This window comes from Dactylosporangium sp. CA-152071 (assembly GCF_050936335.1).
GTDB classification, from domain to species: Bacteria; Actinomycetota; Actinomycetes; order Mycobacteriales; family Micromonosporaceae; genus Dactylosporangium; species Dactylosporangium maewongense.
Genome location: NZ_JBNJMZ010000002.1, coordinates 2931994 through 2956969 on the forward strand (window position 1 = coordinate 2931994; position 24976 = coordinate 2956969).

Annotated in this window: 24 protein-coding genes and 1 pseudogene; 13 read left to right on the forward strand and 12 right to left on the reverse strand. The window is 71.3% G+C overall.

What is annotated here, in order from left to right:
- Positions 1-37: 37 nt before the first annotated feature.
- The gene (locus tag ACQEVZ_RS53095; protein WP_433383322.1) at positions 38-2785 is read right to left on the reverse strand and encodes a cellulose binding domain-containing protein; all 2748 of its coding nucleotides are present in this window, start codon (positions 2783-2785) and stop codon (positions 38-40) included.
- A gap of 121 nt (positions 2786-2906) precedes the next feature.
- On the opposite strand from ACQEVZ_RS53095, the gene ACQEVZ_RS53100 reads away from it, so the two are divergent.
- Positions 2907-3965, forward strand: coding sequence for a hypothetical protein (locus ACQEVZ_RS53100; protein WP_433383324.1), 1059 nt, complete (start codon positions 2907-2909; stop codon positions 3963-3965).
- Positions 3966-4061: 96 nt separating this feature from the next.
- Positions 4062-5639, forward strand: a complete 1578-nt coding sequence (locus ACQEVZ_RS53105; protein ID WP_433386163.1) for a DHA2 family efflux MFS transporter permease subunit — start codon at positions 4062-4064, stop codon at positions 5637-5639.
- A gap of 45 nt (positions 5640-5684) precedes the next feature.
- Here ACQEVZ_RS53105 and ACQEVZ_RS53110 read toward each other — a convergent pair whose 3' ends face one another.
- Entirely contained in the window at positions 5685-6515 is an 831-nt protein-coding gene (locus ACQEVZ_RS53110; RefSeq protein ID WP_433383326.1) for an alpha/beta fold hydrolase, read from the reverse strand.
- Positions 6516-6589: 74 nt separating this feature from the next.
- Here ACQEVZ_RS53110 and ACQEVZ_RS53115 point away from each other — a divergent pair, with 74 nt between their 5' ends.
- Positions 6590-6748, forward strand: a complete 159-nt coding sequence (locus ACQEVZ_RS53115; protein ID WP_433383328.1) for a hypothetical protein — start codon at positions 6590-6592, stop codon at positions 6746-6748.
- Between the two features lie 140 nt (positions 6749-6888).
- The gene (locus ACQEVZ_RS53120; RefSeq protein ID WP_433383330.1) at positions 6889-7689 is read left to right on the forward strand and encodes a hypothetical protein; all 801 of its coding nucleotides are present in this window, start codon (positions 6889-6891) and stop codon (positions 7687-7689) included.
- 1132 nt (positions 7690-8821) lie between these two features.
- Here the strand turns inward: ACQEVZ_RS53120 and ACQEVZ_RS53125 are convergent.
- Positions 8822-10066 carry a benzoate/H(+) symporter BenE family transporter gene (locus tag ACQEVZ_RS53125; RefSeq protein ID WP_433383332.1) on the reverse strand — a complete coding sequence of 415 codons (1245 nt, stop codon included), beginning with the start codon at positions 10064-10066 and terminating at the stop codon, positions 8822-8824.
- Positions 10067-10128: 62 nt separating this feature from the next.
- Here ACQEVZ_RS53125 and ACQEVZ_RS53130 point away from each other — a divergent pair, with 62 nt between their 5' ends.
- Positions 10129-10650: an XRE family transcriptional regulator gene (locus ACQEVZ_RS53130; protein ID WP_344498313.1), complete on the forward strand. Its 522-nt coding sequence runs from the start codon at positions 10129-10131 to the stop codon at positions 10648-10650.
- On the opposite strand, the gene ACQEVZ_RS53135 is transcribed toward ACQEVZ_RS53130, so the two are convergent.
- Entirely contained in the window at positions 10647-10835 is a 189-nt protein-coding gene (locus tag ACQEVZ_RS53135) for a hypothetical protein (protein WP_433383334.1), read from the reverse strand. The two genes, ACQEVZ_RS53130 and ACQEVZ_RS53135, sit on opposite strands and share 4 nt — an antisense overlap.
- 59 nt (positions 10836-10894) lie before the next feature.
- On the opposite strand from ACQEVZ_RS53135, the gene ACQEVZ_RS53140 reads away from it, so the two are divergent.
- The 4 genes from ACQEVZ_RS53140 to ACQEVZ_RS53155 all read left to right on the forward strand — a co-directional run bounded on the left by ACQEVZ_RS53140 (position 10895) and on the right by ACQEVZ_RS53155 (position 15195).
- Entirely contained in the window at positions 10895-11350 is a 456-nt protein-coding gene (locus ACQEVZ_RS53140; RefSeq protein ID WP_433383336.1) for an N-acetyltransferase family protein, read from the forward strand.
- 63 nt (positions 11351-11413) lie between these two features.
- A complete protein-coding gene (locus tag ACQEVZ_RS53145) occupies positions 11414-13813 on the forward strand; it encodes a histidine kinase (RefSeq protein ID WP_433386165.1) in 2400 nt (799 codons plus the stop codon).
- Positions 13810-14481 (forward strand): response regulator, encoded by a 672-nt coding sequence (locus ACQEVZ_RS53150; RefSeq protein ID WP_433383338.1) that lies wholly within the window; start codon positions 13810-13812, stop codon positions 14479-14481. The genes ACQEVZ_RS53145 and ACQEVZ_RS53150 overlap by 4 nt, the downstream gene beginning before the upstream one ends.
- A gap of 48 nt (positions 14482-14529) precedes the next feature.
- Positions 14530-15195 (forward strand): DUF2306 domain-containing protein, encoded by a 666-nt coding sequence (locus ACQEVZ_RS53155; RefSeq protein WP_433383340.1) that lies wholly within the window; start codon positions 14530-14532, stop codon positions 15193-15195.
- 72 nt (positions 15196-15267) lie between these two features.
- Here the strand turns inward: ACQEVZ_RS53155 and ACQEVZ_RS53160 are convergent, their stop codons facing one another.
- From ACQEVZ_RS53160 to ACQEVZ_RS53175, 4 genes and pseudogenes are all read right to left on the reverse strand, one after another.
- Positions 15268-15432: a hypothetical protein gene (locus ACQEVZ_RS53160; protein WP_433386242.1), complete on the reverse strand. Its 165-nt coding sequence runs from the start codon at positions 15430-15432 to the stop codon at positions 15268-15270.
- Positions 15433-15828, reverse strand: a pseudogene (locus ACQEVZ_RS53165) (cytochrome P450); the annotation flags it as partial.
- Positions 15825-16463: a hypothetical protein gene (locus tag ACQEVZ_RS53170; protein WP_433383342.1), complete on the reverse strand. Its 639-nt coding sequence runs from the start codon at positions 16461-16463 to the stop codon at positions 15825-15827. The gene ACQEVZ_RS53170 and the pseudogene ACQEVZ_RS53165, both read right to left, overlap by 4 nt.
- A gap of 65 nt (positions 16464-16528) precedes the next feature.
- Positions 16529-17155, reverse strand: coding sequence for a maleylpyruvate isomerase family mycothiol-dependent enzyme (locus ACQEVZ_RS53175; protein WP_433383344.1), 627 nt, complete (start codon positions 17153-17155; stop codon positions 16529-16531).
- A 95-nt stretch (positions 17156-17250) separates the two neighbouring features.
- Here ACQEVZ_RS53175 and ACQEVZ_RS53180 point away from each other — a divergent pair, with 95 nt between their 5' ends.
- From ACQEVZ_RS53180 to ACQEVZ_RS53190, 3 genes are all read left to right on the forward strand, one after another.
- Positions 17251-17574 (forward strand): hypothetical protein, encoded by a 324-nt coding sequence (locus ACQEVZ_RS53180; RefSeq protein ID WP_344498294.1) that lies wholly within the window; start codon positions 17251-17253, stop codon positions 17572-17574.
- Positions 17575-17653: 79 nt separating this feature from the next.
- Positions 17654-18016, forward strand: coding sequence for a DUF1304 domain-containing protein (locus ACQEVZ_RS53185; protein WP_344498292.1), 363 nt, complete (start codon positions 17654-17656; stop codon positions 18014-18016).
- Positions 18017-18108: 92 nt separating this feature from the next.
- Positions 18109-19839, forward strand: a complete 1731-nt coding sequence (locus tag ACQEVZ_RS53190; protein WP_433383347.1) for an ABC transporter substrate-binding protein — start codon at positions 18109-18111, stop codon at positions 19837-19839.
- On the opposite strand, the gene ACQEVZ_RS53195 is transcribed toward ACQEVZ_RS53190, so the two are convergent.
- From ACQEVZ_RS53195 to ACQEVZ_RS53205, 3 genes are read right to left on the reverse strand one after another with little or no spacing between them, the layout of a single operon-like run.
- Complete coding sequence (locus tag ACQEVZ_RS53195; RefSeq protein ID WP_433383349.1) at positions 19817-20425, reverse strand: GNAT family N-acetyltransferase; 609 nt, start codon at positions 20423-20425, stop codon at positions 19817-19819. The two genes, ACQEVZ_RS53190 and ACQEVZ_RS53195, sit on opposite strands and share 23 nt — an antisense overlap.
- Entirely contained in the window at positions 20422-21963 is a 1542-nt protein-coding gene (locus tag ACQEVZ_RS53200; protein ID WP_344498286.1) for an APC family permease, read from the reverse strand. Before ACQEVZ_RS53200 ends, ACQEVZ_RS53195 begins: the two co-directional genes overlap by 4 nt.
- A 35-nt stretch (positions 21964-21998) precedes the next feature.
- Positions 21999-22631, reverse strand: coding sequence for a GOLPH3/VPS74 family protein (locus ACQEVZ_RS53205; protein WP_344498284.1), 633 nt, complete (start codon positions 22629-22631; stop codon positions 21999-22001).
- Positions 22632-22825: 194 nt separating this feature from the next.
- Here ACQEVZ_RS53205 and ACQEVZ_RS53210 point away from each other — a divergent pair, with 194 nt between their 5' ends.
- On the forward strand, positions 22826-23734 hold the full coding sequence (locus ACQEVZ_RS53210; RefSeq protein WP_433383352.1) for a Vgb family protein: 909 nt from the start codon (positions 22826-22828) through the stop codon (positions 23732-23734).
- 16 nt (positions 23735-23750) lie between these two features.
- Here ACQEVZ_RS53210 and serA read toward each other — a convergent pair whose 3' ends face one another.
- Positions 23751-24971, reverse strand: a complete 1221-nt coding sequence (gene serA, locus ACQEVZ_RS53215; RefSeq protein WP_433383354.1) for a phosphoglycerate dehydrogenase — start codon at positions 24969-24971, stop codon at positions 23751-23753.
- Positions 24972-24976 lie beyond the last annotated feature (5 nt).

A 24976-nucleotide genomic window follows, 5' to 3' on the forward strand; every position in this document is an offset into this window, starting at 1 on the left:
CGGCGGCAGCCCCGCCGCCGCCTACAGCGTCACTCCGCTACCCGACGGCGCAGGTCGTGCCGTTGAGGGTGAACGCGGTCGGTTTGGCGTTGGTGGTGTTGTTCCAGGAGGCGATGAAGCCGAAGTCGACGCTGCCGCCGTTGGCGGCGATCGTCTTCGTGTAGTCGGCGGGGGTGATGGTGACGTTCGCGCCGCTCTGGGTGTAGACGCCGCCCCAGATCTGGTTGATGACCTGGCCGTTGGCGTAGGTCCACTTCAGGGTCCAGCCGTTCACCGGGGTGGCGGAGCGGTTGGTGATCTTCACGGCGCCCTGGAAGTTGCCGCCCCACTGGCCGGCGACGGAGTATGCGACGGTGCAGGCGGCCGACGAGGACGGTGACTGCGACGCCGATGCCGACGGGGACACGGACCGCGACGGCGACACCGAGACCGACGGCGACGCGGAGCGGGACTGCGAGGCGGACGGCGACGCGGAGAACGACGTCGGCGGGGCGCCGGTGCGGTCGCCGTAGATGATGCCGCGGCCGTTCGTGCCGAGGTACACCCGGCCGTAGATGCGCGGGTCGCCGGTGATGGTGTCGCCGATGTTGCCGTACTGGTGCTGGTCGTCGTTGATCCGCAGCCAGGAGGCGGCGGAGTCGTCGGAGCGGTAGACGCCCTTCTTGCCGTCGACCTGCGCCACGGCGAACACGGCCACGTTCGGGCGGCCCGGTGCGCCCTTGCCGAACCCGACGGCGTTCGCCGCCTGTACCGACGCGACCTTGGCGAACGAGACGCCACCGTCGGTCGACCGGAAGAGCCCGGAGGTGCCACCGGCCAGCCAGATCTCGCCGGCCACGCCCGGGACCGCCTTGAACGACGCCGTGGCGGGCAGGCCACTGGCGGCCGCCGTGAACGTGGCGCCACCGTTGGTGCTGCGGTAGAACGTACCGCCGCTGAAACCGTAGAAGGTGCCCGGAAGCACCCGGTCGGACTCGACAACGGCATTCTGCGGAAGTCCATTGATAGAAGTCCACGTGTTGCCGAAGCCGACCGAGTAGACGGGAGCGGAGTTCTTCGGCGCCCAGACGAACCTGGACCCGTCGGCCGCGGCGGCGATGGTGCCGCCCTCGTTGATGCCGCCCGGCTCGCTGCCCTGGAACCAGTTCGCGCCGCCGTCGGTGGAGAACGCGGCGTGGCTGTCGTTGGGGCGGTCACTGTCGGCGAAGTTGCCGGCGCGGACCATGACGCTCGGGTTGAGCTCGGCGTAGTCGAGGCTGGTGGTGCTGGTGAAGTACGGCGACTGGAACATCATCGCGGGCACGGCGTCGAGGTTCGTGTGCCGGAAGCCGCCGATGTCGCCGAGGCCGGAGATGAGCGGCGCGCCGGTCGGCGGGCTGATGAGGTCCAGCACCGCGGTCTCCTCCAGGCCCGCGGCCATGGGCTTGATCGTGATCTGGCCGCCGGTGTCCCAGGTGGTGAGGTCGGTGCTGCCGTACACGGTGGCGCCGGTGCCGTACATGAACCGGTTGGAGTTGAAGGGGTCGATCTCCATCGACTCGGTCATCCAGCCGAGCTTCGGCGTCACCTCGGGGGGCTGCGGGTTGGCCCCGAGGGAGAGCCACGGCGAGCGGCTGACGTCCATCTTGTACCGGAAGCTCCGGTTGGGGTAGCTGGTGAAGTCCCAGATCCGGGTCCAGGTCGCGCCGCCGTCGGTGCTGCGGAAGAAGATGACGTCCGGCCACCACGAGATCTGCGTGGCGACCATGATGGTGCCGGGGTGCTGGCGGTCGATGGTGAGGCCGCTGTAACCGAAGTAGTCGTCGCTGCTGCTGCTCGGCACGGGGCTGATCTGCGTCCAGGCGCCGGTCGCGGTGTTGTACTTCCAGACGTCACCCTTGCCGCCGTCGTACGGGCCGCCGGTGTCGCTGGTCGCGATGTACAGATAGCCGCCGGCGGTGTCCAGGACGCCCTTGTGCGACAGGTACCCGGTCGGCTGCCCCGCGACGCGCTCCCAAGTGGTGCCACCGTTCGTGGTGCGGTACACCGTGTTCTGCTTGTCGGCGACCCCCACATAGATGGTCTGCGTCGCATTACCAAGAGTGCCGGAGCGCTTGTCGAACGTCACCCAGGTGATGCCCTGGTTGTCGGTCAGGTACCCGTTGGGGTCGCTCGGGTCCTGTGCGTAGTTGCCCGGGTTGGGGAACGCGGTCACCTTCGCCCAGGTGACGCCGGAGTCGGTGCTGCGCCACAGCCCGTTGCCGCTGGGGGCGCCGAGGTACAGGATCGAGTTCTTGTTCGGGTCGATCGCCAGCCGCTCCCCCATGCCGCGGCCGGGCATGTTGCCGCCGAGCTTGAACGGCAGGGCCGAGGTCTGCCAGGTGGCGCCCTTGTCGGAGGAGCGCAGGACCGCGCCGTTGTTGGGGTCCCAGCTGTTGGTGTACATGCCGGCGGCCACGTACACCTTGTTCGGGTCGACCTCGTCGGTGGCGAGGCTGACGACGCCGTTGTAGCCCCAGTTGTCCTGGCCGACCCAGTCCAGCAGGGGGATCCAGCGGTTCGTGGCGGGGTCGAGGCGGTACGCCCCGCCGATGTCCGTCCGGGCGTACACCAGATTCTGCTGCTTCTGGTTGAAGATGATGCCCGGCACGAAGCCGCCGCCCTCGATCTGGACGTTCTTGAGCGCGTACGGGTCCGCGGCCGCGGCCTGCGCGGGGCTGGTGGCGGTCTGCACGGCGACGCCGACGGCGACGACCGTCACCGCCCCCGCCAGCCCGGCAATGAGCCCTCTCAGCTTGGTTCGCATGGGCCGCATGGTGTGAGCGCTCACTGTCCCGGGTCAACGAAGCGGGTGTCCCACCCCAGGTCAAACCCCTTCGGAGTGTGAAACTCTCACCACGCGGGTCGCTTGCGTATGGTTGAGCCCCGTGAGACGGGCCCGACCGCTGATCGCCCTCGCCGCCGCGCTCGTCGTCGGCGGGTGGCTGCTGTTCTCCCCCACGTCGCGGGACACGCCGCCCTCGGTCGCGCCGTCGGGTGCGGGGACGGTCACGGCGACGCTGGAGCCGGGGGTGATGCCCGCGAAGCTCGCCGACGGGGTGATCTACACGCCGCTGCTCTATCTGGAGACCGGCGCCTCCGTCGGGACCGCCCCGTCCGCCGACGGTAAGGCCGAGCGGCTCGTGTTTCGGGAGGCTGCCACGGTACGGGAGCTGCGCAGCGTGCCGAAGGACCTGTTCCCGCAGTGGCTGGGCCTCACCGCCGCCGACGGGGTCCTCTACTGGGCGGAGTCGGCCGCGACCGCCGCGGGGCCCTACGAGACGCGGCTGTGGCGCGCGCCTCTGGCCGGAGGGGCACCGGTCGCGCTGACCGCCGACACGGGCGGGATTGTGTTCTTCGACTCACAGTACGACCTGGTCGTCGCCGAGGAGCGGGTGCACTGGGTGGCCGCCACGCCCGACGACGCGCCGAAGACGGAGGTGCGGTCGGTCGCCGTCACCGGTGGCGCCGTCAGCACGGAGGTCATCGACGGCCGGTACAGGTGGAGCTCCTGGCCCTGGCTCGTCAGCGTCGACCCGGGCGCGGCGACGCTGCTGAACAGGGCCGACGGGCAGCGGCGATCCGTGCCGGCGACCGCGGCGGAGACGATGCTGTGCACGCCGGAGTGGTGCCGCGCGATCCAGGAGACCGCGAGCGGGCGCAACCTCGTCGACGTCATGCGCGCCGACGGCGGCGGGCGGCGCCGGGTCGCGGGTGACCTGAACGCCGTCGGCGTCGACGTCGGCCTGCTGGACCGCTTCGAGCTGCTGACCGGGGTCGAGGGCGACTCGTTGCGGCTGCTCGCATACGACCTGACGACGGGCCGGACGACCGTGCTCGCGCGGGACGTCGGCGTGGTGACGACCAAGGCCGGCCTGGTCTGGTGGTCCACCGGGAGCCCCGATCCGGCCGCCTGGCACGTGCTGGACCTGCGTCGGCTGGCGTAGCCACAACCCCTGTAATAGGCCGGAATCGAACGTGTGCTCGACTAGTAATCAAGCCGCGTAGGCTGGTCACCGGCCTTTTTACGGACGGTGACCTCGATCAGGAGGGGTTTTGTGACGAATCCAACGGCCACGGCATCGACCAAGATCGATGCTGCGGTGCTGAAGATCGCGGGGGTCGTGGTCCTCGGTGCGATCATGTCGATTCTCGACATCACTGTCGTCAGCGTGGCGCTGCCGACCTTCCAGACCGAATTCAACGCGTCGTACGCGACCGTCGCCTGGACGATGACCGGTTACACCCTCGCGCTGGCAACCGTCATCCCCCTCACCGGCTGGGCGGCGGACCGGTTCGGCACGAAGCGGCTGTACATGGTCGCTCTCGCCCTCTTCACGATCGGCTCTGGCCTGTGCGCCACCGCCGACTCCATCGGCCAGCTCATCGGCTGGCGGGTCGTGCAGGGTCTCGGTGGCGGCATGCTCATGCCGCTGGGCATGACGATGCTGACCCGGGCCGCCGGCCCGGAGCGGATCGGCCGTCTCATGGCGATCCTCGGCATCCCGATGCTGCTCGGCCCGATCACCGGCCCGATCCTCGGCGGCTGGCTCATCGACGACTACAGCTGGCACTGGATCTTCCTCATCAACCTGCCGATCGGCGCCATCGCGCTGGTCTACGCCGCGCTCGCGCTGCCGAAGGACGAGGCGCACCCGTCGGAGTCCTTCGACTTCCTCGGCATGCTGATGCTGTCCCCGGGCCTCGCGCTGTTCCTGTTCGGCGTGTCGTCGTGGCCGGAGGCCGGCACGTTCTCCGCGACGAAGGTGTGGCTGCCGATGCTCATCGGCGGGCTGCTCGTCATCAGCTTCGTCTTCTACTCCTTCAAACCGGCGCACCCGCTGCTGGACCTGCGGCTGTTCCGCAACCGCAAGCTGACGATCGCGACGATCACCCTGTTCGTGTTCATCATCGCGTTCATGGGCGCCGGCCTGCTGTTCCCGAGCTACTTCCTGCAGGTCGGCGGCGAGTCCACGCTGCACGCCGGTCTGCTGATGGCGCCGCAGGGCATCGGCGCGATGCTCACCATGCCGATCGCCGGCATGCTCGCCGACAAGGTCCCGGTCGGCCGGACGGTGCCGTTCGCGATGGCGCTCATCGCCGCCGGCTTCTTCACGTTCACGCAGGTCACCGCCGACACGTCGTACTGGCTGCTGTGCGGCTCGCTGTTCGTCATGGGCCTCGGCATGGGCGGCACGATGATGCCGATCATGACGTCGGCGCTCAAGACGCTCGGCCACGCCGAGGTCGCCCGCGGCTCCACGCTGGTCAACATCCTCCAGCAGATCGGCGGCTCCATCGGCGGCGCCGTCATGTCGGTGATCCTGACCAGGCAGCTCAACGAGTCGGACCTGGTGCCGGGCTCCACCCCGCCGGTCACCGAGGCCCAGCTGGCCATCGCGGCGCAGCACTCCGACCAGATCAAGGCGCAGGTGCCGCCGCCGCTGTTCGAGAAGGGCCTGGACTTCGTCGCGGACTCGTTCGCCACGACGTTCTGGGTCGGCTTCGCGCTGGTCCTGTTGACGTTCATCCCGATCGCCTTCCTGCCGCGCAAGAAGGAGCCGAAGGCGGCCGGCGACGACGCGGCGGCCGGTGCCGCGACGCCGGTGATCGTGCACTGACGTCCTGATCGGGAAGGCCGCCCCGGTTGCCCGGGGCGGCCTTTTTCATGCCCGTTTGAAAGATCCGGCCGCGAAGAACTCGGCGAACGGCCGCACGAACGCCGGCCGGGCGACGTTGGCCGAGTTGTGCGACGCGCCGGGGATGAGCATCGCCCTCCCCCTCGGGGCGGCGTCGGCGACGGCCTGGCAGTTCTCCATGAAGTACCGGGGGCTGCGGGCACCCGCGGCGAGCAGGAGCTCCGCGCTGACGCCCGCGTAGTCCTCCGCCTTGCCGCTGTGGTCATGGATGCGGCGGATCTCCGGCGGCATCGTCGGCATGAGCTCGACGAACCGCTTGCCGATGCTCGTGCGCAGGAACAGGCTGGTCATGGCCTTGGCGACCGGGAACGGCACCTTGGCGCCGAAGTCGTCCGGGTAGGTGGCCCTGGCCATCACCGTCATCGCCCGTGCGTGGTCACCCTGCCGCACGAGCCGCTCGAACTCGTCGAGGAACTCCGCCGAGGGGCGGCCGCCGAAGTGCAGGCCGGGGTCGTACACCGCGATCCGCTCCAATGGGAGGGTGAGACCCGCCCGGAGCGCGGTGAACCCGCCGCCGCTGTGCCCGAAGACGCTGCGCGCACCGGTGTGCTCGAGGACCGCACCGAGGTCGGCGAGGTCCGTCTCCACCGTCTCCGTGCCGGTCAGCGGCGCCGAGTCAACCCGGCCGCGCCGGTTGTACAGGTGCACGGTGAACCTGTCCGCGAGCGCGGCGGCCAGCCGTTGGTAGTCCCGGACGGCGACGCCCCCGCCGTGCAGGATCACGATCCCCGGCCCGGTGCCGGTCGAATACACGGTGACCTTCGCACCGTCCCCTGAGGTGACCTTCGCTTCTCTCATGTTCAATTATGCGAACGGTGTTTGCAGTTTTTCAACCCTATGCAGAACTGGCAGTAGCTATATAGAGTACGGACATGGCCGGTTTGCGCATGACGACGCCGCGGCTGCTCGTGCTGCGGGCACTGCTCGACGACCCGGCGCGCGAGCGCTACGGGCTCGACCTGGCCACGGAGGCGGGGCTCGAGCCGGGCACGATCTACCCGATCCTGGTCGCCTTCGAGGGCGCGGGCTGACTGTCCAGCCGCGAGGAGGAGATCGACGTGCACGCCGCCGGCCGCCCCCGCCGGCGCTATTACCTGCTGACCGCGGCAGGCGTGACCGCCGCCCGGGCGGCCCTCGCCAAGCGGTCCGCCCCGCGCGTCGGGCGCCTGGCGTGGTGACCGGCGCGGCCCCGGCCGCTCTCACCACCGGCGTGCGGCTCGCCGTCGCGACGCTCACACTGCTGCTGCCCGCCGCGTTCCGCGACCGCCAGCGCGCCGAGTGGACCGCGGACCTCATGACCCTGCCGGCCGGCCGCTGGCGCTACCTGTTCGGCGCGGCCCGCACGCTCCCGGCGCTGCGCGCCGCCGCACACCGCGCCGGCCTCTCCCGCGGCCCGGTCGCCGCCGCCGCGACCTTCCCCTCGGACGCGCTGGCCCGCACGCTGCTCGCCGGCCTCGGCTGGCCCGTGCTGTCCTGGCTGCTCATGGTGCCGCTGCGCTACTTCCTGTTCGACATCCCCGGCCGCATCGCCGCCGGCGGCGGCCCCGTCGACCCGAAGAGCCTCTGGCCCTCCGGCGCGCTGTTCGTCGTCCTGCTCCCGCTGATCCTGGCGCTGACCTTCGGCGCCTATGTCGCCCTTGCCGGCGGCTGGCTCCTCGCCGCCTCGATCGGCCTGGCCGGTGCCGCCGTGGGCGTCGGCCTGCGGCGCCTCTGGCTCGCCGTCGCCGGCCTGTCCCTCGCCGCGGCCGCCCTGCTCGCCGTGACGGTCGGCGGCCTGCCCGTCTTCGACGCCGACCCGGGCTATGGCGCCGCCCTCCTCGGCACGACGGCCGTCGCCCTCGGCCTGTGGTCCCGCACCCTGAGCCGGTGGCAGCGAGGCTGGCTGCTCACGATCGGCCTGGCCGCAGCCGCGGTGCTGGCCGCCCACCACACCCCCCTCGGCGCGGCCATGCACACCTGGTACCTGGACTGACCCGATCCGACGACCGACCCGCCGGCCCGCCGGTCCCACTGAGCGCGGGTCGCACCCTCCGGCCCGGCGCTCCAAGCCGCTCTGTGCCGGGCGGCAACTCACACCTCCGCGTCCGGGCCGGTCCCCGCCTTGGGCGGCCGCCGCGTCTGGGGCTGACCGCCGTGTTGGGTGGCCGCCGCGTCTGGGTGCCCTCTGTTTCATCTGCACACCAGCACCCCGGCCCACACCTGCGACTGGCTCCAGGTGGCTCCCGAGTGATCCCGTGCGGTTCTGGTAGCTCCGGCTACCACACGGGATCATGGAGCAGCGACTGGCGCCGATGACCGGAGACCTTCCCGCCCGGCTCCCACTCCCGGCCCGCCTGGTCAGCATCCTCAAGGCCGGCGCTCCACCGGTCGGCGGCCACCACGGCCAGGTGCCCACACACCGCCGTCTTCCAGGGGCAGCGCGTGGAGATCAGCTTCCACCGGGGCCGCTGCCTGGCCCAGCAGCCAGACGATGCCGCCGTCACCGACAGCACGCCGCCAGGCAGCCCCAACACCGACGGTCCGCCAACGAAGTCCGAAGCCGCTTCGGACTGCGAGCACCCTGTGCGCAGCCGGATCCCGCGCCCACGCACCATGCAGACGTCGATCAATGCCCCGATACACCCCGTTCCAAGGCGGATGTCGCCCAGCCACCAACCCCACCACCGCCGGCCACCCGACCTCACCACCGCCCAAGCCATTGCAAGCCACAGGACGACCAGCCCACAGGCGAACCCAGGGCTCCACCCAGCCACGCGGACAGGGCTGCCGGCTGAAAAGGCGTGGAGCTGGAAGACGTCGATCAATGCCCCGAAACGCCCCGTTCCAAGACCGATGCCGCGCAGCCGCCGGCCCCGCCACCACCGAGAGCGGGCCACCACCGGCCCGCCGCCACCGACCGCGGGCCACCACCAACAGCGGGCCGCCACCAAGCAGCCACCGACCCAGCTGCTGCCCAGGGCCATCACCAACCGCGGGGCGCCCAACCCGCAGGCGAGGCCCACAACCACTCACCACCACAGACATTGGTCAATGCCCCGAATCGCCCCATACGAGGTGGATGTCGCGCAGTCACCGGCCCTGTCGCCGCTGGCAGCGGACCGTCGTCACCGGGATGCTGCCGGACCTGCAGCGGTGGGCGACGGCAGTTCTGTCGCGGCGGGAGAAGGCGGGGTCGGGTCCGGAGGCGAGAAGGGCCTGGTCCGGCGGTACAGGAGCAGCGCCGTCAAACCGCCCGCCACGAGGCCCCAGAAGGCGGGGCCGATGTTCAGGATCGTGGTGCCTGACGCTGTCACGACAAAGGTGACCACCGCGGCCTCGCGGCCCGACGGGTCGGTGACCGCGCTGGCCAGAGAGGCGCCGAGGGCGGACAGCAGGGCCAGGCCGGCGACGGCGATGACCAGGACCGGCGGCGAGAGCAGTACGAGCGCCATCGCCAGACCCGCGCCGAGGCCGAGGGTGAGCTGCCCGGCGCCGAGGGCGGCCGTGGCGACCCAGCGCCGGCGGGGGTCGGGGTGGGTGTCGGGGCCGGCGGTGAGGGCCGCGGTGATCGCCGCCAGGTTGAGGGCGTGGCCGCCGAACGGGGCGGCGAAGGCGCTCGCCAAGCCGGTGGTGACGAGGACGCCGCGGAGGGGTGGGGTGTAGCCGTACGTGGCCATGACGGCCATGCCGGGGACGTTCTGGGCGGCCATGGTCACCAGGAACAGCGGGACGGCGATGCTGATCAGGGCCGGCAGGTTGAACGTCGGCACCGTGAGCACCGCGGCGGGGGCGATCGAGACGCCGGTGAGGTGGACGCCGCGGACGGCGATCGCGACGACGGCGGCCAGCAGCGCGCCCGGGACGGCCCACTGGCGGGCGAAGCGGGTCAGCACCGCCCAGGCGAGCACCACCGGGATGGCGAGCGCGGGCACGTCGACGACGGCGCGGACGGGAGCGGTACAGAGGCTGAGGATGACGCCCGCGAGCATGGCGCCGGCGATCGGACGCGGGATCGCGGCGATCGCCCGGCCGAGCCACGGCGACAGGCCCGCGACGACGATGAGCGCGGCGCAGACGAGGAACGCGCCGACAGCCGCGGGCCAGCCGCCCTGCACGTGGCCGGTGGCGACGAGCAGCGCGGCGCCGGGGGTGGACCAGGCGATGCTGATCGGCATGCGGAACCGCAGCGCGAGGAAGACGGCGGTCGCGGCGATGCCGGCGCACAGCGCGAGCAGCCCGGACGCGGCCTGCGCGGGGGTGGCGCCGACGGCGCGCAGGCCGGCGAGCACGACGGTGAACGAGCTCGCGTACCCGACCACGGCGCTCACCAGCCCCGCCAGGATCGGCTGTGCCGAATCGAACCGCCGCATGACCACCCTCCGTTTCGCGTTCCGTATACGGAACGACTTGAAGAGAATGGCACCATAGCTGCGTGGAGACAAGTCTCGGTGACCGGCTGCGGGAGCTGCGGGCCGCGCGGGGGATGTCGCTGTCGGAGCTGGCGCGGGCCGCCGGCATCGGCAAGGCCACGCTGTCCGGGCTGGAGCACGGGACCAGGAACCCCACGCTGGAGACGCTCTACGCGGTGGCGGGTGCGCTGGGCGTACCGCTGACGGCGCTGGTGCGGGAGCAGCACGGCGAACCCGTCCGGGGGTCCGCGGTCACGGCGACGCTGCTGGAGGTGTTCGACGAGCCGGGGGTGACGTTCGAGCTGCTGCGCATGCGGGTGCGCCCAGGCGTCGTGCAGCAGTCACCACCCCACGCGCCGGGCGTGACCGAGCACGTCACGGTGTCGGAGGGTGTACTGCGGGCGGGCCCCACCAGCGCACCATTGATCGCGGGGCCGGGCGAGCACATCGCGTGGGCCGCCGATGTGCCGCACGTGTACGGCACCGTCGGCCCGGACGAGGTGGTCGCCACGCTCCTGATCAGGTCTCCCCGCGGGCAGACCTAGTCGGCCGTGGTGTCCTCGGAGTCCTGGTCCTTGTCGTGGCCGTGCCCGGTGAGCCCATCCACGATCGCGTCGATGGGCTGCCCGATGTAGTCGAAGTCGGGCACCGCGATCCGCTCCGCTTCGTCACGGATGATGTCGATGTCCACGGTCTCGTCGACGCGCGGGACGTCATGCCTGCTGGTCATACTGAACCAGTTTCCGGCCGGGGCGGCCGCCAAACCCGGACTGTGGCATCATCGCCACGATGGAGGTCCGCACAGCGCGCACCGAGGACGTCGACGCCCTCGTCACGATCCATCAGGTGGCCCGCCGCACGTACTACGGCGACCTGGAGATCCCTGACGACACGAGGGAGTTGCGGGACGCGTACACCATCAGCATCCAGGCAACGGATCGCCTCGTGCTGTGCGTCGACGGCGCCCACGGGCCTTTCGGTTTCGTGTCATTGGGACCGCCGGCGCGGCTCGTCGGCCTGTACGTCGACCCCGCGCACTGGCTCCGCGGCGCCGGCAGCGCCCTGCACGACGCCGGCGTCGCGGCCTGGCGCGAGGCCGGGATCACCGAGGGTCAGCTGGAGGTCTGGGACGGCAACGACCGCGCCAAGGCCTTCTACCTGCGGCGCGGCTGGCAGCCGTCCGGCGATCGCCGCGACGGCCCGCTGGGCCGCGACTTCGTGGTCCTAGGACTGAAGGTGGTGTAGGGCTCAGTCTTTGGACCGTTCTGCGGGAGCGCCGGCTCTCATACGATTCCAAGGGTGAGACGGATGGTCGACGCCATGCGCGTGGTCTGGGACGAGCCGCGCGCCCCAGACGCGCCCCGGCGGGTGTGGCGCGACTGGGCGCTCGTCGGCGTGTTCGGCCCGCTTGCCGTGCTGGAGGGGCTGCTCCGCCCCGACCTGCCGATGCGCGTGCTCTCCGTCCTGGTCGTCCTGGCCGGAGTCGTGGCGGTGGTGCCCTGGCGCCGGCGTCAGCCGTTGGCGGCGGTCGCGGTGGCGTTCGGCGCGACCGGCCTGCTGCCGCTGCTGGCGGGCCATGCCATGGACAATGGCGCCGCCGTTGCGGTGCTCCTTCTGGTGTACGCGCTGACGCGCTGGGGCTCCGGCCGCGAAATCGTGCTCGGCACGGCGGTCATCGCCGTGAAGGCCGGCGTGTTGGACCAGCTCGTGCGGGTCAAGCCGAGCGACACCGTCGCGGGGCTGGCCGTGCTGTCCAGCTGTCTCGCGCTGGGCCTGGCGCTGCGGTATCGTGCCGGCGCCCGCCGCCGCGAGATCGACCGCATCCGCCTCCTCGAACGCGAGCGCCTGGCCCGCGACCTGCACGACACCGTCGCCCACCACGTCTCGGCAATGGCCATCCGCGCCCAGGCCGGCATCGCCACCGCTGCCACGGACCCTGACGCCGCGCTCTCCGCCCTGCACCTCATCGAGGCCGAGGCGTCGCAGGCCCTGACGGAGATGCGCGCCATGGTCCGCCTCCTGCGCCACGCCGGCCCGGCCGACCCGCCCGAGCTGTCCCCGACCCCGTCCTTCGCCGACCTGGCGTACCTCGCCGACCCGGCAACCGTGCCCACCAATGCGCAGCCCGCCACCACACAGCCCGCCACCACACGGACCGACAACACCCAGCCCACCAAAACCCCTGCCGCCGAATCCCCTGCCAACGAGACCCCTGCCAACGAAACCCCGGCCAACGAGGCCCGAGACGACAAAGCCCGGGCCGACGGCATGTGGGCAGAAGGCACACGGACCAGCGAGACACAGACCGACGGCGCACGGAGCGACCACTCGCCGCCCGACGACGCACGAGCCAACGACCTTCGAGTCAGCACCCCTCAAACCAGCAACCCGCACACCAGCGACCCCCGAACCGACAGCACACAGACCGACCAGGCCCACGCCGGCGAGACCCCACTCGACGGCACGCGGGCAGAAGGCACACAGACCAGCGAGACACAGACCGACGGCGCACGGTGCGACAACTCACCGCCCGACGACGCACGAGCCGACAACCTTCGGATCAGCGACCCCCGAACCAGCGACCCACAGACCGGCGACCCACAGACCGGCGACCCACAGACCGGCGACCCACAGACCGGCGACCCACAGACCGGCGACCCACGAACCGGCAGCACGCGGGTCGACGGCGCGCGGAGCGGTAACCCGCAGACGTACGACCCCCGGACCCACGACACGCGGACAGTCAGCACCCGAAGCGGCGACACTCGGACCGATGGCACTCCGGCCTCTTGGGCTCGGATCGGCGACCCGCAGGCGGACGGAGCGCGGACCGGCAAGGCGCGGACCGGGCCTCGCGTGGACGTCGAGCTCTCCGGCGACCTCGACGGCATCCCGGCGCCGGTGGGTGCGGCCATCTACCGCCTGGCCCAGGAGTCGGTCACCAACGCCAGGCGGCACGCCCGGCATGCGACCAGGATCGAGGTGCGGGTCCACGCCGACGACACGTCGGTGCGGCTGCGGGTCACCGACGACGGCGACTCAGGCTCGGCCCGGCCGGCCACCGCCCACGGGTACGGCCTCATCGGCATGACCGAACGCGCCACCCTCCTCGGCGGCACCTGCGAGGCCGGCCCGACCCACCGCGACGGCACCGGACGCGGCTGGACCGTGACCGCCGTCCTGCCACGCTCAGGGGCGACTGCCCCGTCCCGACCCGGACGGCCCGGGCCCGGGACCACACGCTCACCCGAAGCGCCACAGCCACTCGGACCGGCACCGTCGCCAGGACCGACCCCGTCGACCAAGACACCGCCGGCCGAGCACTTGCCCACGGCTCCCCCGTCCTCCGAGGAACCTCGCTCCGATCCCCCGCGCCCCGAGACGCCGCGCGTCGAGCCCCTGCACCTCGAGCGGCCGAGCGCCGATCCCCCGCGTTTCGAGAAGTTGGGCGCCGAGGCGTCCGGCTTCCGGCGGCCGGTCTCCGAGATTCCGGACACGTTGCCGTCGCAGGTCGGGTCGCCGTGCACCGAGGGAACCGGCCCGCATCAGCCCGCCTGCACCGCTACGAAGGCCCTGGCATCGGACCGGGAGCCGGCATCCGACGCGGCGCACACGGAGGAGTCCTCGGGGCGCTCCCGTTCCGAGACAGCGTGGTCCGAGGGGTCGCGTTCTGGCGTTGAGGTGCGACGGTCTGGGGTGGTGGGGTGAGCGTCCGGGTGGTGGTGGCCGACGATCAGGAGATCGTGCGGACCGGGTTGAGCATGATTCTCAATGCGCAGCCGGGGATTGAGGTCGTCGGGGTTGCAGCGAACGGGCATCGGGCGGTTGAGCTGGCGCGGCAGGTGCGGCCTGACGTCTGCCTGTTCGACATTCGCATGCCGGGGGTCGACGGGATCGAGGCGACGCGGGCGTTGGCCGGGCCGGGGGTCGAGGATCCGCTCGCGGTGGTCGTCATCACCACGTTCGACCTGGACGAGTACGTGTACGCGGCGCTGCGGGCGGGGGCGCGGGGGTTCCTGCTCAAGGATGCCGGGCCGGCGCTGCTGGCGCAGGCCGTGCACGCCGCGGCGAACGGGGAGGCGCTCATCGCGCCGGTGATCACCGCCAGGTTGTTGCGGGCGTTCGCCGGGGCGGGGCCGGTGCCCAGTCCGCCGCAGCCGGTCGAGGCGCTCACCGAGCGGGAGGAGCAGGTGCTCGCGAAGGTTGCCGGGGGGCGGAGCAACGCCGAGATCGCCGCGGAGCTGGGGATCACGCTCAGCACGGTGAAGACGCACGTGGCCAGTCTGATGGCGAAGCTCGGGGTCAGGAACCGGGTCGAGATCGCCATCTGGGCCTACGAGACGAGGCGGGTAGTACTTAAGCACGGTCCGCCGTAGGTCCAAGTGGCGATGAGTGGCGGCGGGGGTGGCGTTCACCATCGACGCATGACCAAAGCCACCTGGCTCGTCCCGACCGGGCTGATCGCGCTCAGCTTCGTGCCGATGGCCGCCGGCACCATCCGTCTCGTCGAACTGGGCGGCGGCGGGACGCGTACACCTGACAACGCCCGCTTCTTCGACCAGCCGCTGCCGGTCGTGCTGCACATCATCAGTGCCAGCGTGTTCCTGCTGCTCGGCGCGTTCCAGTTCTCCCCCGGGCTGCGCCGCAGGCGGGCCGGCTGGCATCGGGTGGCGGGGCGGCTGCTGATCCCGCTGGGCATCGTCGCGGCGCTCACCGGTCTGTGGATGTCGGTGATGTACGACCTGCCGCCCGCCGACGGCACGCTGGTGATGCTGGAGCGCCTGCTGTTCGGCACGGTGATGGCGGTGGCGCTCGGGCTCGGGTTCGCCGCCGCCCGGCGCCGCGACATCCCCACGCACAGCGCCTGGGTGACGCGTGGCTACGCGATCGGTCTCGGCGCGGGCACGCAGGCGATCACCCACGCGCCCTGGTTCCTGTTCGTCGGCGAGCCCGGGCCGTCCGCGCGGGCGTTCCTGATGGGCGCCGGCTGGGTCATCAACCTGGCCGTGGCGGAGTGGGCGATCCGCCGCCGCCGCGCGAAGTCCCAGCAGCGCCCGAGCCACAGCGCACCGGTCCCCGCAACGCCATGACGCCGCAACGCCGCAACGCCACAACGCCACGACGCCACGACGGCACGGCAACGGCAACGGCAGGGCACAGCCTCAGGCGGCGGGCTTCCACACCGCCGTGACCGAGCCGGTGAGGACCGTCCACCTGGGACGGTCGACGTGGACGGGGACGGGGCGTTGCGGGCCTGCGGTGACGCCGTTGACCATGCCGTAGTCGACGCGCGGGCGCACCAGGCCGGGCAGCCCGCGCTCCAGCATCAGCGACAGCGTCGTGCGGACCTGCAGGTCGGCGAACTCGGCGCCCAGGCAGCGGCGCGGGCCGAGGCCGAACGGGATGAACTCTTACTGCCGGGGCGCCGGCTCCCCCGCGCTCCGGCGCTGCGGCCGGAAGGCCTGCGGTGACGGGTACACGAGCGGATCGCGGTGCTCGAGCAGCGGTGCCATGAAGAGCAGCGCCCCCTTCGGCACCGGCGGCGAGCCCGCGATCTCCACGGTCGTCGTCACCCGCCGGGGCAGGGTGATCGGCACGGCGGGCAGCAGCCGCTGCGACTCCTTCAGTACTGCCGCCAGGTCGTCCTCGGTGGTCACCTCGACCGGGCCGGCGGCGGGGTCGGGGCTGCCGAGCAGCGTGACGAGCGCGAGGCTCAGCGTCATCGCCGTCGTCTCGAAGCCCGCCGCGAAGAACCCGTGCAGCTCCCCGCGATCTCCTCGGTGCTGAGCCGGTCGCCGTCCTCGTCGACGGCGTGGTAGAGGATCGACAGCGCGTCCGGGCGCGGGTCGGCGGCGCGGCGACCGGCGATCAGCGCGGCGAGCTCGTCGTAGGCGCCGGCGACCCGGCGCAGCCACCGCCCGTACGGCGACCAGGGCAGATCCCGCCGGAAGAGCAGCACCCGCGGGTCGGCGGCGGTGGTGCCGAGCGTGACGATGCGGTCGGCGAAGGGGCCCAGGGACGCGGCCTCGTCGAAGCCCAGCAGGCAGCGCATGAGGTTCGTCTTGGAGATGCGCAGGCACTCCTGCTTGAGGTCGAACGGGTCCCCGCCCGGCGCGGCGAACCGGGACCGCGCGAACGTGTCGGCGAACACCTCCCGGTAGTGCGCCATCGCGGTGCGGTGCACGGCCGGCATCAGGAGCTTCCGCCGGCGGGTGTGCTCGGCGCCGTTGGCGGTGATGACCGCGTCGAACATGCCTGACCACGGCCGGCCGGGCGGCAGGTCGAAGAGCCCGTCGGCCCGGTGGAACGCGGTGTTGTCGGTGAACACCTGGCGCACGCCGTCGCGGCCGCGGACCACGAGCTCCTCGACACCTGCGTGCCGCTGTTCGAGGCACCGACGGCCGAGGAGCTCGCGCTGTTCGATCAGCCGGCCGACGTGAACCGGGCGGCCGGCTCGCCCGACAGATGACCCGGAGGCAACCGCCGCCCGCAGACGACGAGGAGCAGGTCCTGCGCGAGGCCTCGCAGCGGCGTACCGCCGCCGCCGAACCGCCAATCGAGATCCGTGGCCTCCAGCGTGACGCCGCTCAGGTCCACGCCGAAGTATTCGACGTTGCGCGGCCGCATCGCGTCCAGGACCAGCCGGAGCCGGTCGAGCGGCACCCGCCGGTCGAGCCCGAGCGCGACCGTGCTGTCGAGGCCGTGGATGATCTCGTGCGACAGCGCCCCGGTCGCGCCCCCGCCCGGCGGCGCCCACGGGTGCTCGACGTTGTCCCGCAGCGACCGCAGCAGCGCCTCGGCCGGCATCCGGGCGGCGTCCCGCCGGGCGACCCGGTCCGACATCGCGTTGAACCGGCCGCCGGAGCGCACCATCTCCCACACGAACCCGCCCAGCCCCATCCGGAACGGCATCGTGGTGTGCGCCACCACCTCCCGGACCCGCCATCCGGCGCACAGTGACGGCGCGTCCCATTGCGCCGGGGTCAGCGCCCCGAACACCTCCGCCAGCTCCGACCGCTCCGCCACGACCGCGGCCCTCTCCTGCGACATGCGACATCCTCCTCGTTCGGCGTTTCCGGAGGGTGTACGAACGGAGCGGGCGAGACTCATCGGTCACGAGCATGGGTTGGCTACACTGCCGAGTCATGATGACCTTGACCCGCCGCCTCGCCACGGTCGCCGCCGCGCTGGCCATCGGGCTGGGCGCGCTGACGGCGTGCAGCTCCGACAACGTGACGTGCTCGACCAGCGCGTGCACAGTCACCTTCGACCGCGGCGTGGACGCCGAGTCCAAGGTCCTCGGCATCAAGGTCAAGCTGATCAGCGTGGACAACGGCAACGTGAAGGTCGACGTCGGCGGCACCACGGTCAGCGTCCCCGTCGACGGCAGCGCCGAGGCCCAGGGCTTCACCATCGCCGTGCAGAGCGTCACCGACTCCAACGTCGTCGTGCGGGTCACGAAGAACTGACCGGTGGCCGGCGGCCGGTCCGCGGACCGGCCCCCGGCGCACGGCGAACGGGCGGATACCGACCGGTAGGGTGTCCGGCGTGAACATCGCCGCTCTGGTCCTCGTCGGCCTCGTCGCCGCGCTCCACGCCTACTTCCTGGTGCTGGAGATGTTCCTGTGGACGGCCCCGCGCACGCGGGCGGCGTTCGGCACCACGGCCGAGTTCGCCGAGTCCAGCAAGGCCCTGGCCGCGAACCAGGGCCTGTACAACGGCTTCCTCGCCGCCGGCCTGGTCTACGGCATCGTCGCCGACGACCCGGTCGGCTTCGCGATGCGCGTCTTCTTCCTCGCGTGCGTGATCGTCGCCGGCCTGTACGGCGCCGCGACCGCCAGCCGCCGCATCCTGCTCGTCCAGGCCCTCCCCGGCGCCCTGGCCCTGATCGCCGTCGTGCTCGCCCACTAGGCCGCGCCAGGCCGCGCCACCCTGGGCCCCCGCGCCGGCGGGCTGAGCCGAACCACCGCGCGCACGTCACATGCGGGTCTGCGCTGAGTTAAGTGAAGATCACTCGCTGTGCACTGGTGCTGTGTCTGAGTCTCGCCGTCGGGGCATGTGCCGACAAGGACAAGCCGGGTGGCGAAGGGACGGCCACGGCGGCGTTCAACGCGGGGCTGACCGAGGTCGTGAACCCGTCCACGGCGACCGGCGGCACGTTGAAGCTGGCCAGCGCGCACGACGTGGACTCGTGGGACCCGACGCGGTCGTACGTGACGGCGGTGTACAACCTGCAGCGGCTCTACGTCCGGACGCTGCTGACGCCGGACGCGAAGCCCGGGGCCGACGGGTTGAAGCTGGTCCCGGACCTCGCCACGGCGGCGCCGGAGATCTCGGCGGACAAGCTGACGTACACGTTCAAGCTGCGCGACGGGATCAGGTTCGAGGACGGGTCGGCTATCACGGCGAAGGACGTGCGGCACGGCATCGAGCGGCTGTTCGCGCAGGAGGAGCTCAGCGGCGGGCCGACGTACCTCATCGACCAGCTCGACCAGGGCCAGCACTACCCCGGTCCGTTCGCCGACAAGAACGGCCTGAAGAGCATCTCGACGCCGGACGACAAGACGATCACGTTCAAGCTGGCGGAGCCGTTCGCCGACTTCCCGTACCTGCTCGCGATGGGCGTCGCCGCGCCGGTGCCGGCGGCGAAGGACACGGGTGCGAAGTACGGCGACAAGCCGGTGTCGAGCGGGCCGTACCGGTTCGAGACGATCGACCCGGGCAAGGAGGCCGTGCTGGTCCGCAACGAGCAGTGGGACCGGGCCACGGACACGGTGCGCAAGGCGCTGCCGGACCGCATCGAGCTGACCTTCGGCACCGCGCCCGACGAGATCGACCGGCAGCTGCTGGACGGGGACCTCGACGCGGACGCCGGGCAGGGCGGGGTGCAGTCGGCGTCGCAGCCGAAGGTCCTGCTCGACCCGGTGCTGAAGGCCCGCGCCGACGAGCCGACGACCGGGTTCGTGCAGTACGCGGCGATGAGCACGGCGGTGAAGCCGTTCGACGACGTGCACTGCCGGCGGGCCGTGCAGTACGCCGTCGACAAGACCACCGTGCAGACCGCCCGCGGCGGGCCGGACGCGGGCGGCGACATCGCCGGCGCGATGCTGCCGCCGGGCATCCCGGGACACGACCCGTCGCTGGACCCGTTCCAGACGAGGAGCGGCAAGCCGCAGCCGGACAAGGCCAAGGCGGAGCTGACCGCGTGCGGCAAGCCGGACGGCTTCGAGACCGTCATCGCCACCACCAACAGCCCGAAGGCGTCGAAGACCGCCGAGGCGATCCAGGCGGCCCTGGCGGCGGTCGGCATCAAGGCCCGAATCGACGCGTCGGACCCGTCGATCTACGCCCGGTCGGTCGTGGGCTCCCCCTCGAACGTGCACACCAAGGGGTACGGGCTGATCATGGGCGCCTGGTCGGCGGACTTCCCGACGGGCTACGGCTTCTTCCCGACGCTGATCGACGGGCGGCTCATCCTGCCCAGCGGCAACAACAACTACGCGGAGCTGTCCGACTCGGCGATCAACGCGCTCATCGACCGGGCCCGTGACACCACGGACCCGGCCGAAGCGGCGAAGCTGTGGTCGCAGGTCGACGCCGCGGTCATGGACTCCGCGACGATGTTGCCGCTGACGTACGACAAGGTGCTCAACTACCGCAACCCGCGAATGACGAACGTGTTCGTGAACCAGTACTACGGCATGTGGGACGTCACGGCACTCGGGGTGGCCTGAGCATGGCGTAGAGGGGCGGCCCGTCGCCGATGTGGAACGGCTGGGTGTCCGCGTACCCGTGCCTGCCGTACAGCGCCGCGTTGCGCCGCCCGGTCGCCTCCAGGTAGGCGGGCAGCCCGGCCTCGTCGGTGATCCGGTGGTGCTCGCGCAGCAGCCTGCTCCCCAGGCTCTGCCCCTGCCGCTCCGGCCGGACGCCGAGGAACGCCAGGTAGTCGTGCGCCAGGCCGTCCGGGTGCGCGGCGAGCATGTCCTCGTCGAGCTGGACGAACCGGCCGGTCGCCTCGCCGCACGCGGCCGCGAGGCGCCGGTCGTAGTCCGCGATCTCCGGCTCGAACTTGCCGTCGAGGCGCACCCACGCCGCGACCGCCGCGCCGTCAGCGGTGACGTACACCGTCCCGTGCTCGACGAACCACGGCGTCACGAGGTCGAAGTACCGCCGGTACACCTCGATCCGCTCCGACCGGTCGGGCACCAGCCAGTGCGCGATGTCGGTGTCGTCGAGCGCGGTGGCGAGCACCGCCGCGACCGTGCCGGTGTCGCCGGCCCCGGCGACGCGGATCGCCGGGGCCGTCGAGGTCGACGTCATCGGGACGGACCGGCCCGGTGCGCGGCGGTGTCCTCGGGCTGGACCGTGAGCAGCGCCGCGCTCACGCCCTGGCCGATGCCGCGGTACGTGTCGGGGTTGCCGGCCCGCAGGAACGCCGCCCACGCGGCGCCGACCAGGGCGGCGGCCAGGAACAGGCCCGGGAACAGGTACCGCGCCAGGTCGGTCGGCTTGACGCCCAGCAGCGTGTCGAACTCCAGGATCGTCACGATCAGTACCCCACCCAGCAGCACCGCGCCGATCGCCGGGGCGATGAACCGCCGCCACGGCGACACCTGGGCGACCTCGCCGTCGCGGGTGCGCAGGAAGAACGCCAGCACCGCCACCGACGTCACGGTCATCAGGATGAGCACGCCGAAGCCGCCGGTCACGGTCCACCAGAAGAACAGGTGGACGAACGGGTCCAGGCCGTCGCTCGCGGCGAACACGGCAAGGACGACGGCGGCCAGGATCGTCTGCGTGAGCGAGCCCCACAGCGGCGCCCGGAAGCGGCGCCCGGTGGTGCCGAAGAAGCTGAACAGCACCCGCTCCCGGCCGAGCGCGAACGTGTAACGGGCGGCGGTGTTGTGGAACGCGAGCAGCGCCGCGAACAGGCTGGTGATGAACAGCGCGTGGCCCAGGGTCAGCCAGATCTCCGCGAGGTGCGGGCTCACCAGCACGAACATCGTCTCGCTGGAGTTCTCCGTCGACAGGCCGATGATCTTGTCCGGTCCGGCGGCGACCGACATGGCCCACGAGCAGAACGCGTACAGCAGGCCGATGATGATCAGCGACAGGTAGGTGGCGCGGGGGATGTTCCGCTTCGCGTTGCGGGTCTCCTCGCTGTAGACGGCGGTCGACTCGAAGCCGACGAAGCCGGCCACGGCGGTGGCGAGCGCCGCACCCGTGCCCGCGCTGAACAGCTGCGACGGGTTGACCGTGTCGAAGGTGACCGTGCCGCCGGCGGGGTGCGCGAGCTCCACGACCGAGAAGATCAGCGCGATGATGACCTCGGCGCCGAGGAGGACGCCGAGCACGATGCCGCTGAACTCGATGCTCAGCACGCCGAGGACGGCGATGACGGCCCAGGCGATGAACGCGCACGCCCACCACTTCAGGTCGATGCCCCACTGGTCGGCGAGGAAGCCGCTGAGCACCGGGCCGAACCCGCCGTACAGGCCGATCTGCATGAAGTTGTACGCGAGCACGGCGACACCGGCGGCGCCGAGGCCGGTCACGCGGCCCAGGCCCTGCGCCACGTAGGCGTAGAACGCGCCGGAGTTGACGATGTGCCGGGACATCTCGGTGTACCCGACGCTGAAGATGCCCAGCATGGCGGCCATGGCGATGTACGCGACGGGGATGCCGAGCACGCCGGTGACGGCCCAGCCGGCGGTCGCGCCGCCGGCGATGACGGTGAACGGCGCCGCCGCCGCGATCACCATCAGGATGACGGTCAGGACCGTCAGCTTGTTCTGGTCGAGTGCCGAGTCGACCTTGCTGGTGTAACCGCCTGTTGGCGGCGCGGTGCTGACAGGCATGACATCCTCCGGGGGAAGCGGGGGTGGGGGGTGTTTCAGCGTCCGTTCATCACCTTGTTGCCGATGACGACCCTTGTTTCCTGGATGAGGGTCTGCACATCCGCGTGGGACTGCTGGATGAGGTGGTCGAAGTATGCGTACGCGGCCTGACCACCGCCGTCGAGAATGCTCGGGAGCAGCCCCGTCGCATCGGCGATACCCAGCAGGTGGACATCGATCTGGTCGACCGGTCTGCGCTGCGCCAATGCCGTCCCCAGCCGCACCCTCGGCCACACGAACTCGTTCGTGTCGGTCGGCTGATAGAACGTGAAGCGGCGCAGCAGCCGCCGGCCTTCCTGGGGAATGACATGATTCCCGGCGACCATCCTGCGGGCGACCCGTTCATAGGCCTCCATCGACAGATATGCCAGCCAGGTGCGCACGTCGCGGGGCGTGCGCTCGCCGCGGATGTCGTCCAGGACCGCGTGCGCGACGGAGTCGCCGGGCGTCGACCCGCTGCGCACGAACAGCAGCCCGTCCTCGACGGTCAGGATGCCGGCCCAGCCGAGCTCGCCGATCAGCGCGGAGGCGAGACCGATCCGGGTGGCGTCGTCGGACAGCCGCAGTGTGCCGCTGCGGTCGTCATGACAGAGCCGGAAGAAGTCGTCGGCGAGCGGCTCCCGGCGCATGCGGTCAGCCAACAACCGCGTGCCATTCCCGCTGGTGCCGCACAGTCGTCCCCCGTGAATGAATGTCCGTGACCGAGTCCGCACAGCACCGTAGCGGTTGGTCACGACACACTTCAATCCCGAACGACGTTTTAACAACTTGGAAACGGATCGGTCCGAGCGCGCGTGACCCAATTTGCGAGGTCAGCACCACTATGACGAACTTCGATCGCGAAGATTTCTTTCGTTCCATACGGGTAAAATGGATCTTCATGGACGTGTTCACGATCGCCGCACCAGGTGACGGCCCCTACGGCATCACGACCGGCCCCGACGGCGCGCTGTGGTGCACACTGGTCCACGCGGGTGCGGTAATGCGCATAGCCCTGGACGGGACCACGACGCGCTTCAATGTGCGGGACGGCGGCGGGCCCGCGCTGATCACGCCCGACCTCTGGTTCTCGTTGCTGCACACCGGCGCCGTGGGGCGGATCTCCCCCTCCGGCGAGGTGTCGCTGGTGCCGCTGCCGGGTGTCCAGGGGTCGTACGGCGTCGCCTCCGGCCCGGACGGGGGTTGCACGTACACCACGATGCAGCCGCCACACATCGGATTCATCGGAAATGACGGATCTGTCGCGACCGTGTCCCTGCCGGAGGGGTCGATGCCATCGATGGTGACGGTCGCCGGCGGCTCGACCTGGTGCACGCTGAACCAGGCCGGGGCGCTGGCCCAGGTCGGACCTTCCGGTGCGCTGACGATCCATCCGCTGCCCACGCCGGACGCGGGGCCGGTCGGCATCGCCACCGGCGGCGACGGTGCGGTCTGGTTCACCGAGATCGCCGCCGGTCAGATCGGGCGGATCACCGCCGACGGCACGATCACCGAGTTTCCGCTCCCGGACCGCGCCGGCCGGCCCCACGCGATCACCGCCGACCCGGCCGGGGGCTGCTGGTTCACCGAATGGGCGGGCAACCGCATCGGCCACATCACCGCGGCCGGCGCCGTCACCACCTACGACCTCCCGGTCGCGGGCGCCGAACCGCACGGCATCACGGTCGCCCCAGACGGCACCGTCTGGACCGCCCTGGAGACCGGCGCCGTCGCCCGCCTCACGCGAACGTGAGGCGGGCGTTCCCGGCTTACGACAGCACGCGCAGCTGGACCGTGGTGGCCATGTTGGACAGCTGGGCGAGGATCTCCGCCGGGTAGTCGATCGCGATGTCGGACAGCAGGTAGCCGAACTCGCCGCGGGTCGCCAGGATCTGGCCCTCCACGTTGACCTTGTGGCCGGCGAGGATGCTGTTGACGTCGGCGAGCACGCCCGGGACGTTGTGGTGCAGCAGGGCGATGCGGTGGGTGCCGGGGGCCTGCTGCAGGTTGAGCGACGGCAGGTTGACGCTGAGCGTGGTGGAGCCCTCCTGCACATACTTGTGCAGCTTCTCCGCCACGAACGAGCCGATGTCCGACTGCGCCTCCTCGGTGGACCCGCCGATGTGCGGGGTGAGGATGACGTTGGGCAGGCCGCGCAGCGCGGACTGGAACTCGTCGCCCTTCGCCTTCGGCTCCTTCGGGAAGACGTCGACGGCGGCGCCGGCCAGGTGCCCGTTCTCCAGGTGCTTGCGCAGCGCCTCGTGGTCGATGACGAAGCCGCGGCTCAGGTTGAGGAAGATGCTGCGCGGGCGCATCCTGGCGAACTGCTCCTCGCCGAAGAACCCGCTGTTGCCCGGGCGGCCGTCGACGTGCAGGGTGACGATGTCGGACAGCTCCAGCAGCTCGTCGAGCGTGGCGCACCGCTGCGCGTTGCCGAGGGCCAGCTTGTCGGCGGTGTCGTAGAAGTACACCTTGAGGCCGAGGTTCTCGGCGAGGACGGACAGCTGGGTGCCGATGTTGCCATAGCCCACGATGCCGATCGACCGGCCGCGGACCTCGTGCGACCCCTCGGCGTCCTTGTCCCAGACGCCGTTGTGCATCCCGGCGTTCTTCTCGGTGAGCCGCCGGGTCAGCGCGATGATCTCGGCGACGGCGAGCTCGACGACGCTACGGGTGTTGGAGAACGGCGCGTTGAAGACGGCGATCCCGGACTCGGCCGCGGACCGCAGGTCGATCTGGTCGGTGCCGATGCAGAACGCGCCGATCGCCCGCAGGTGCGGCGCGGCGGCCAGGGCCGCGGCCGACACCTGCGTCTTGGACCGGATGCCCAGCAGGTGAACCCCTTCGGAGAGCTTGGCGATCAGCTCGTCCTCGTCGAGCGCGCGCCCGAGGGTCTCGACCACATATCCCTCGGACCGCATCCGCTCGACGGCGACGGGGTGGATGTTTTCGAGGAACAGGACCCGCACCGGGTCGCTCTGGGAAGTCATTGACT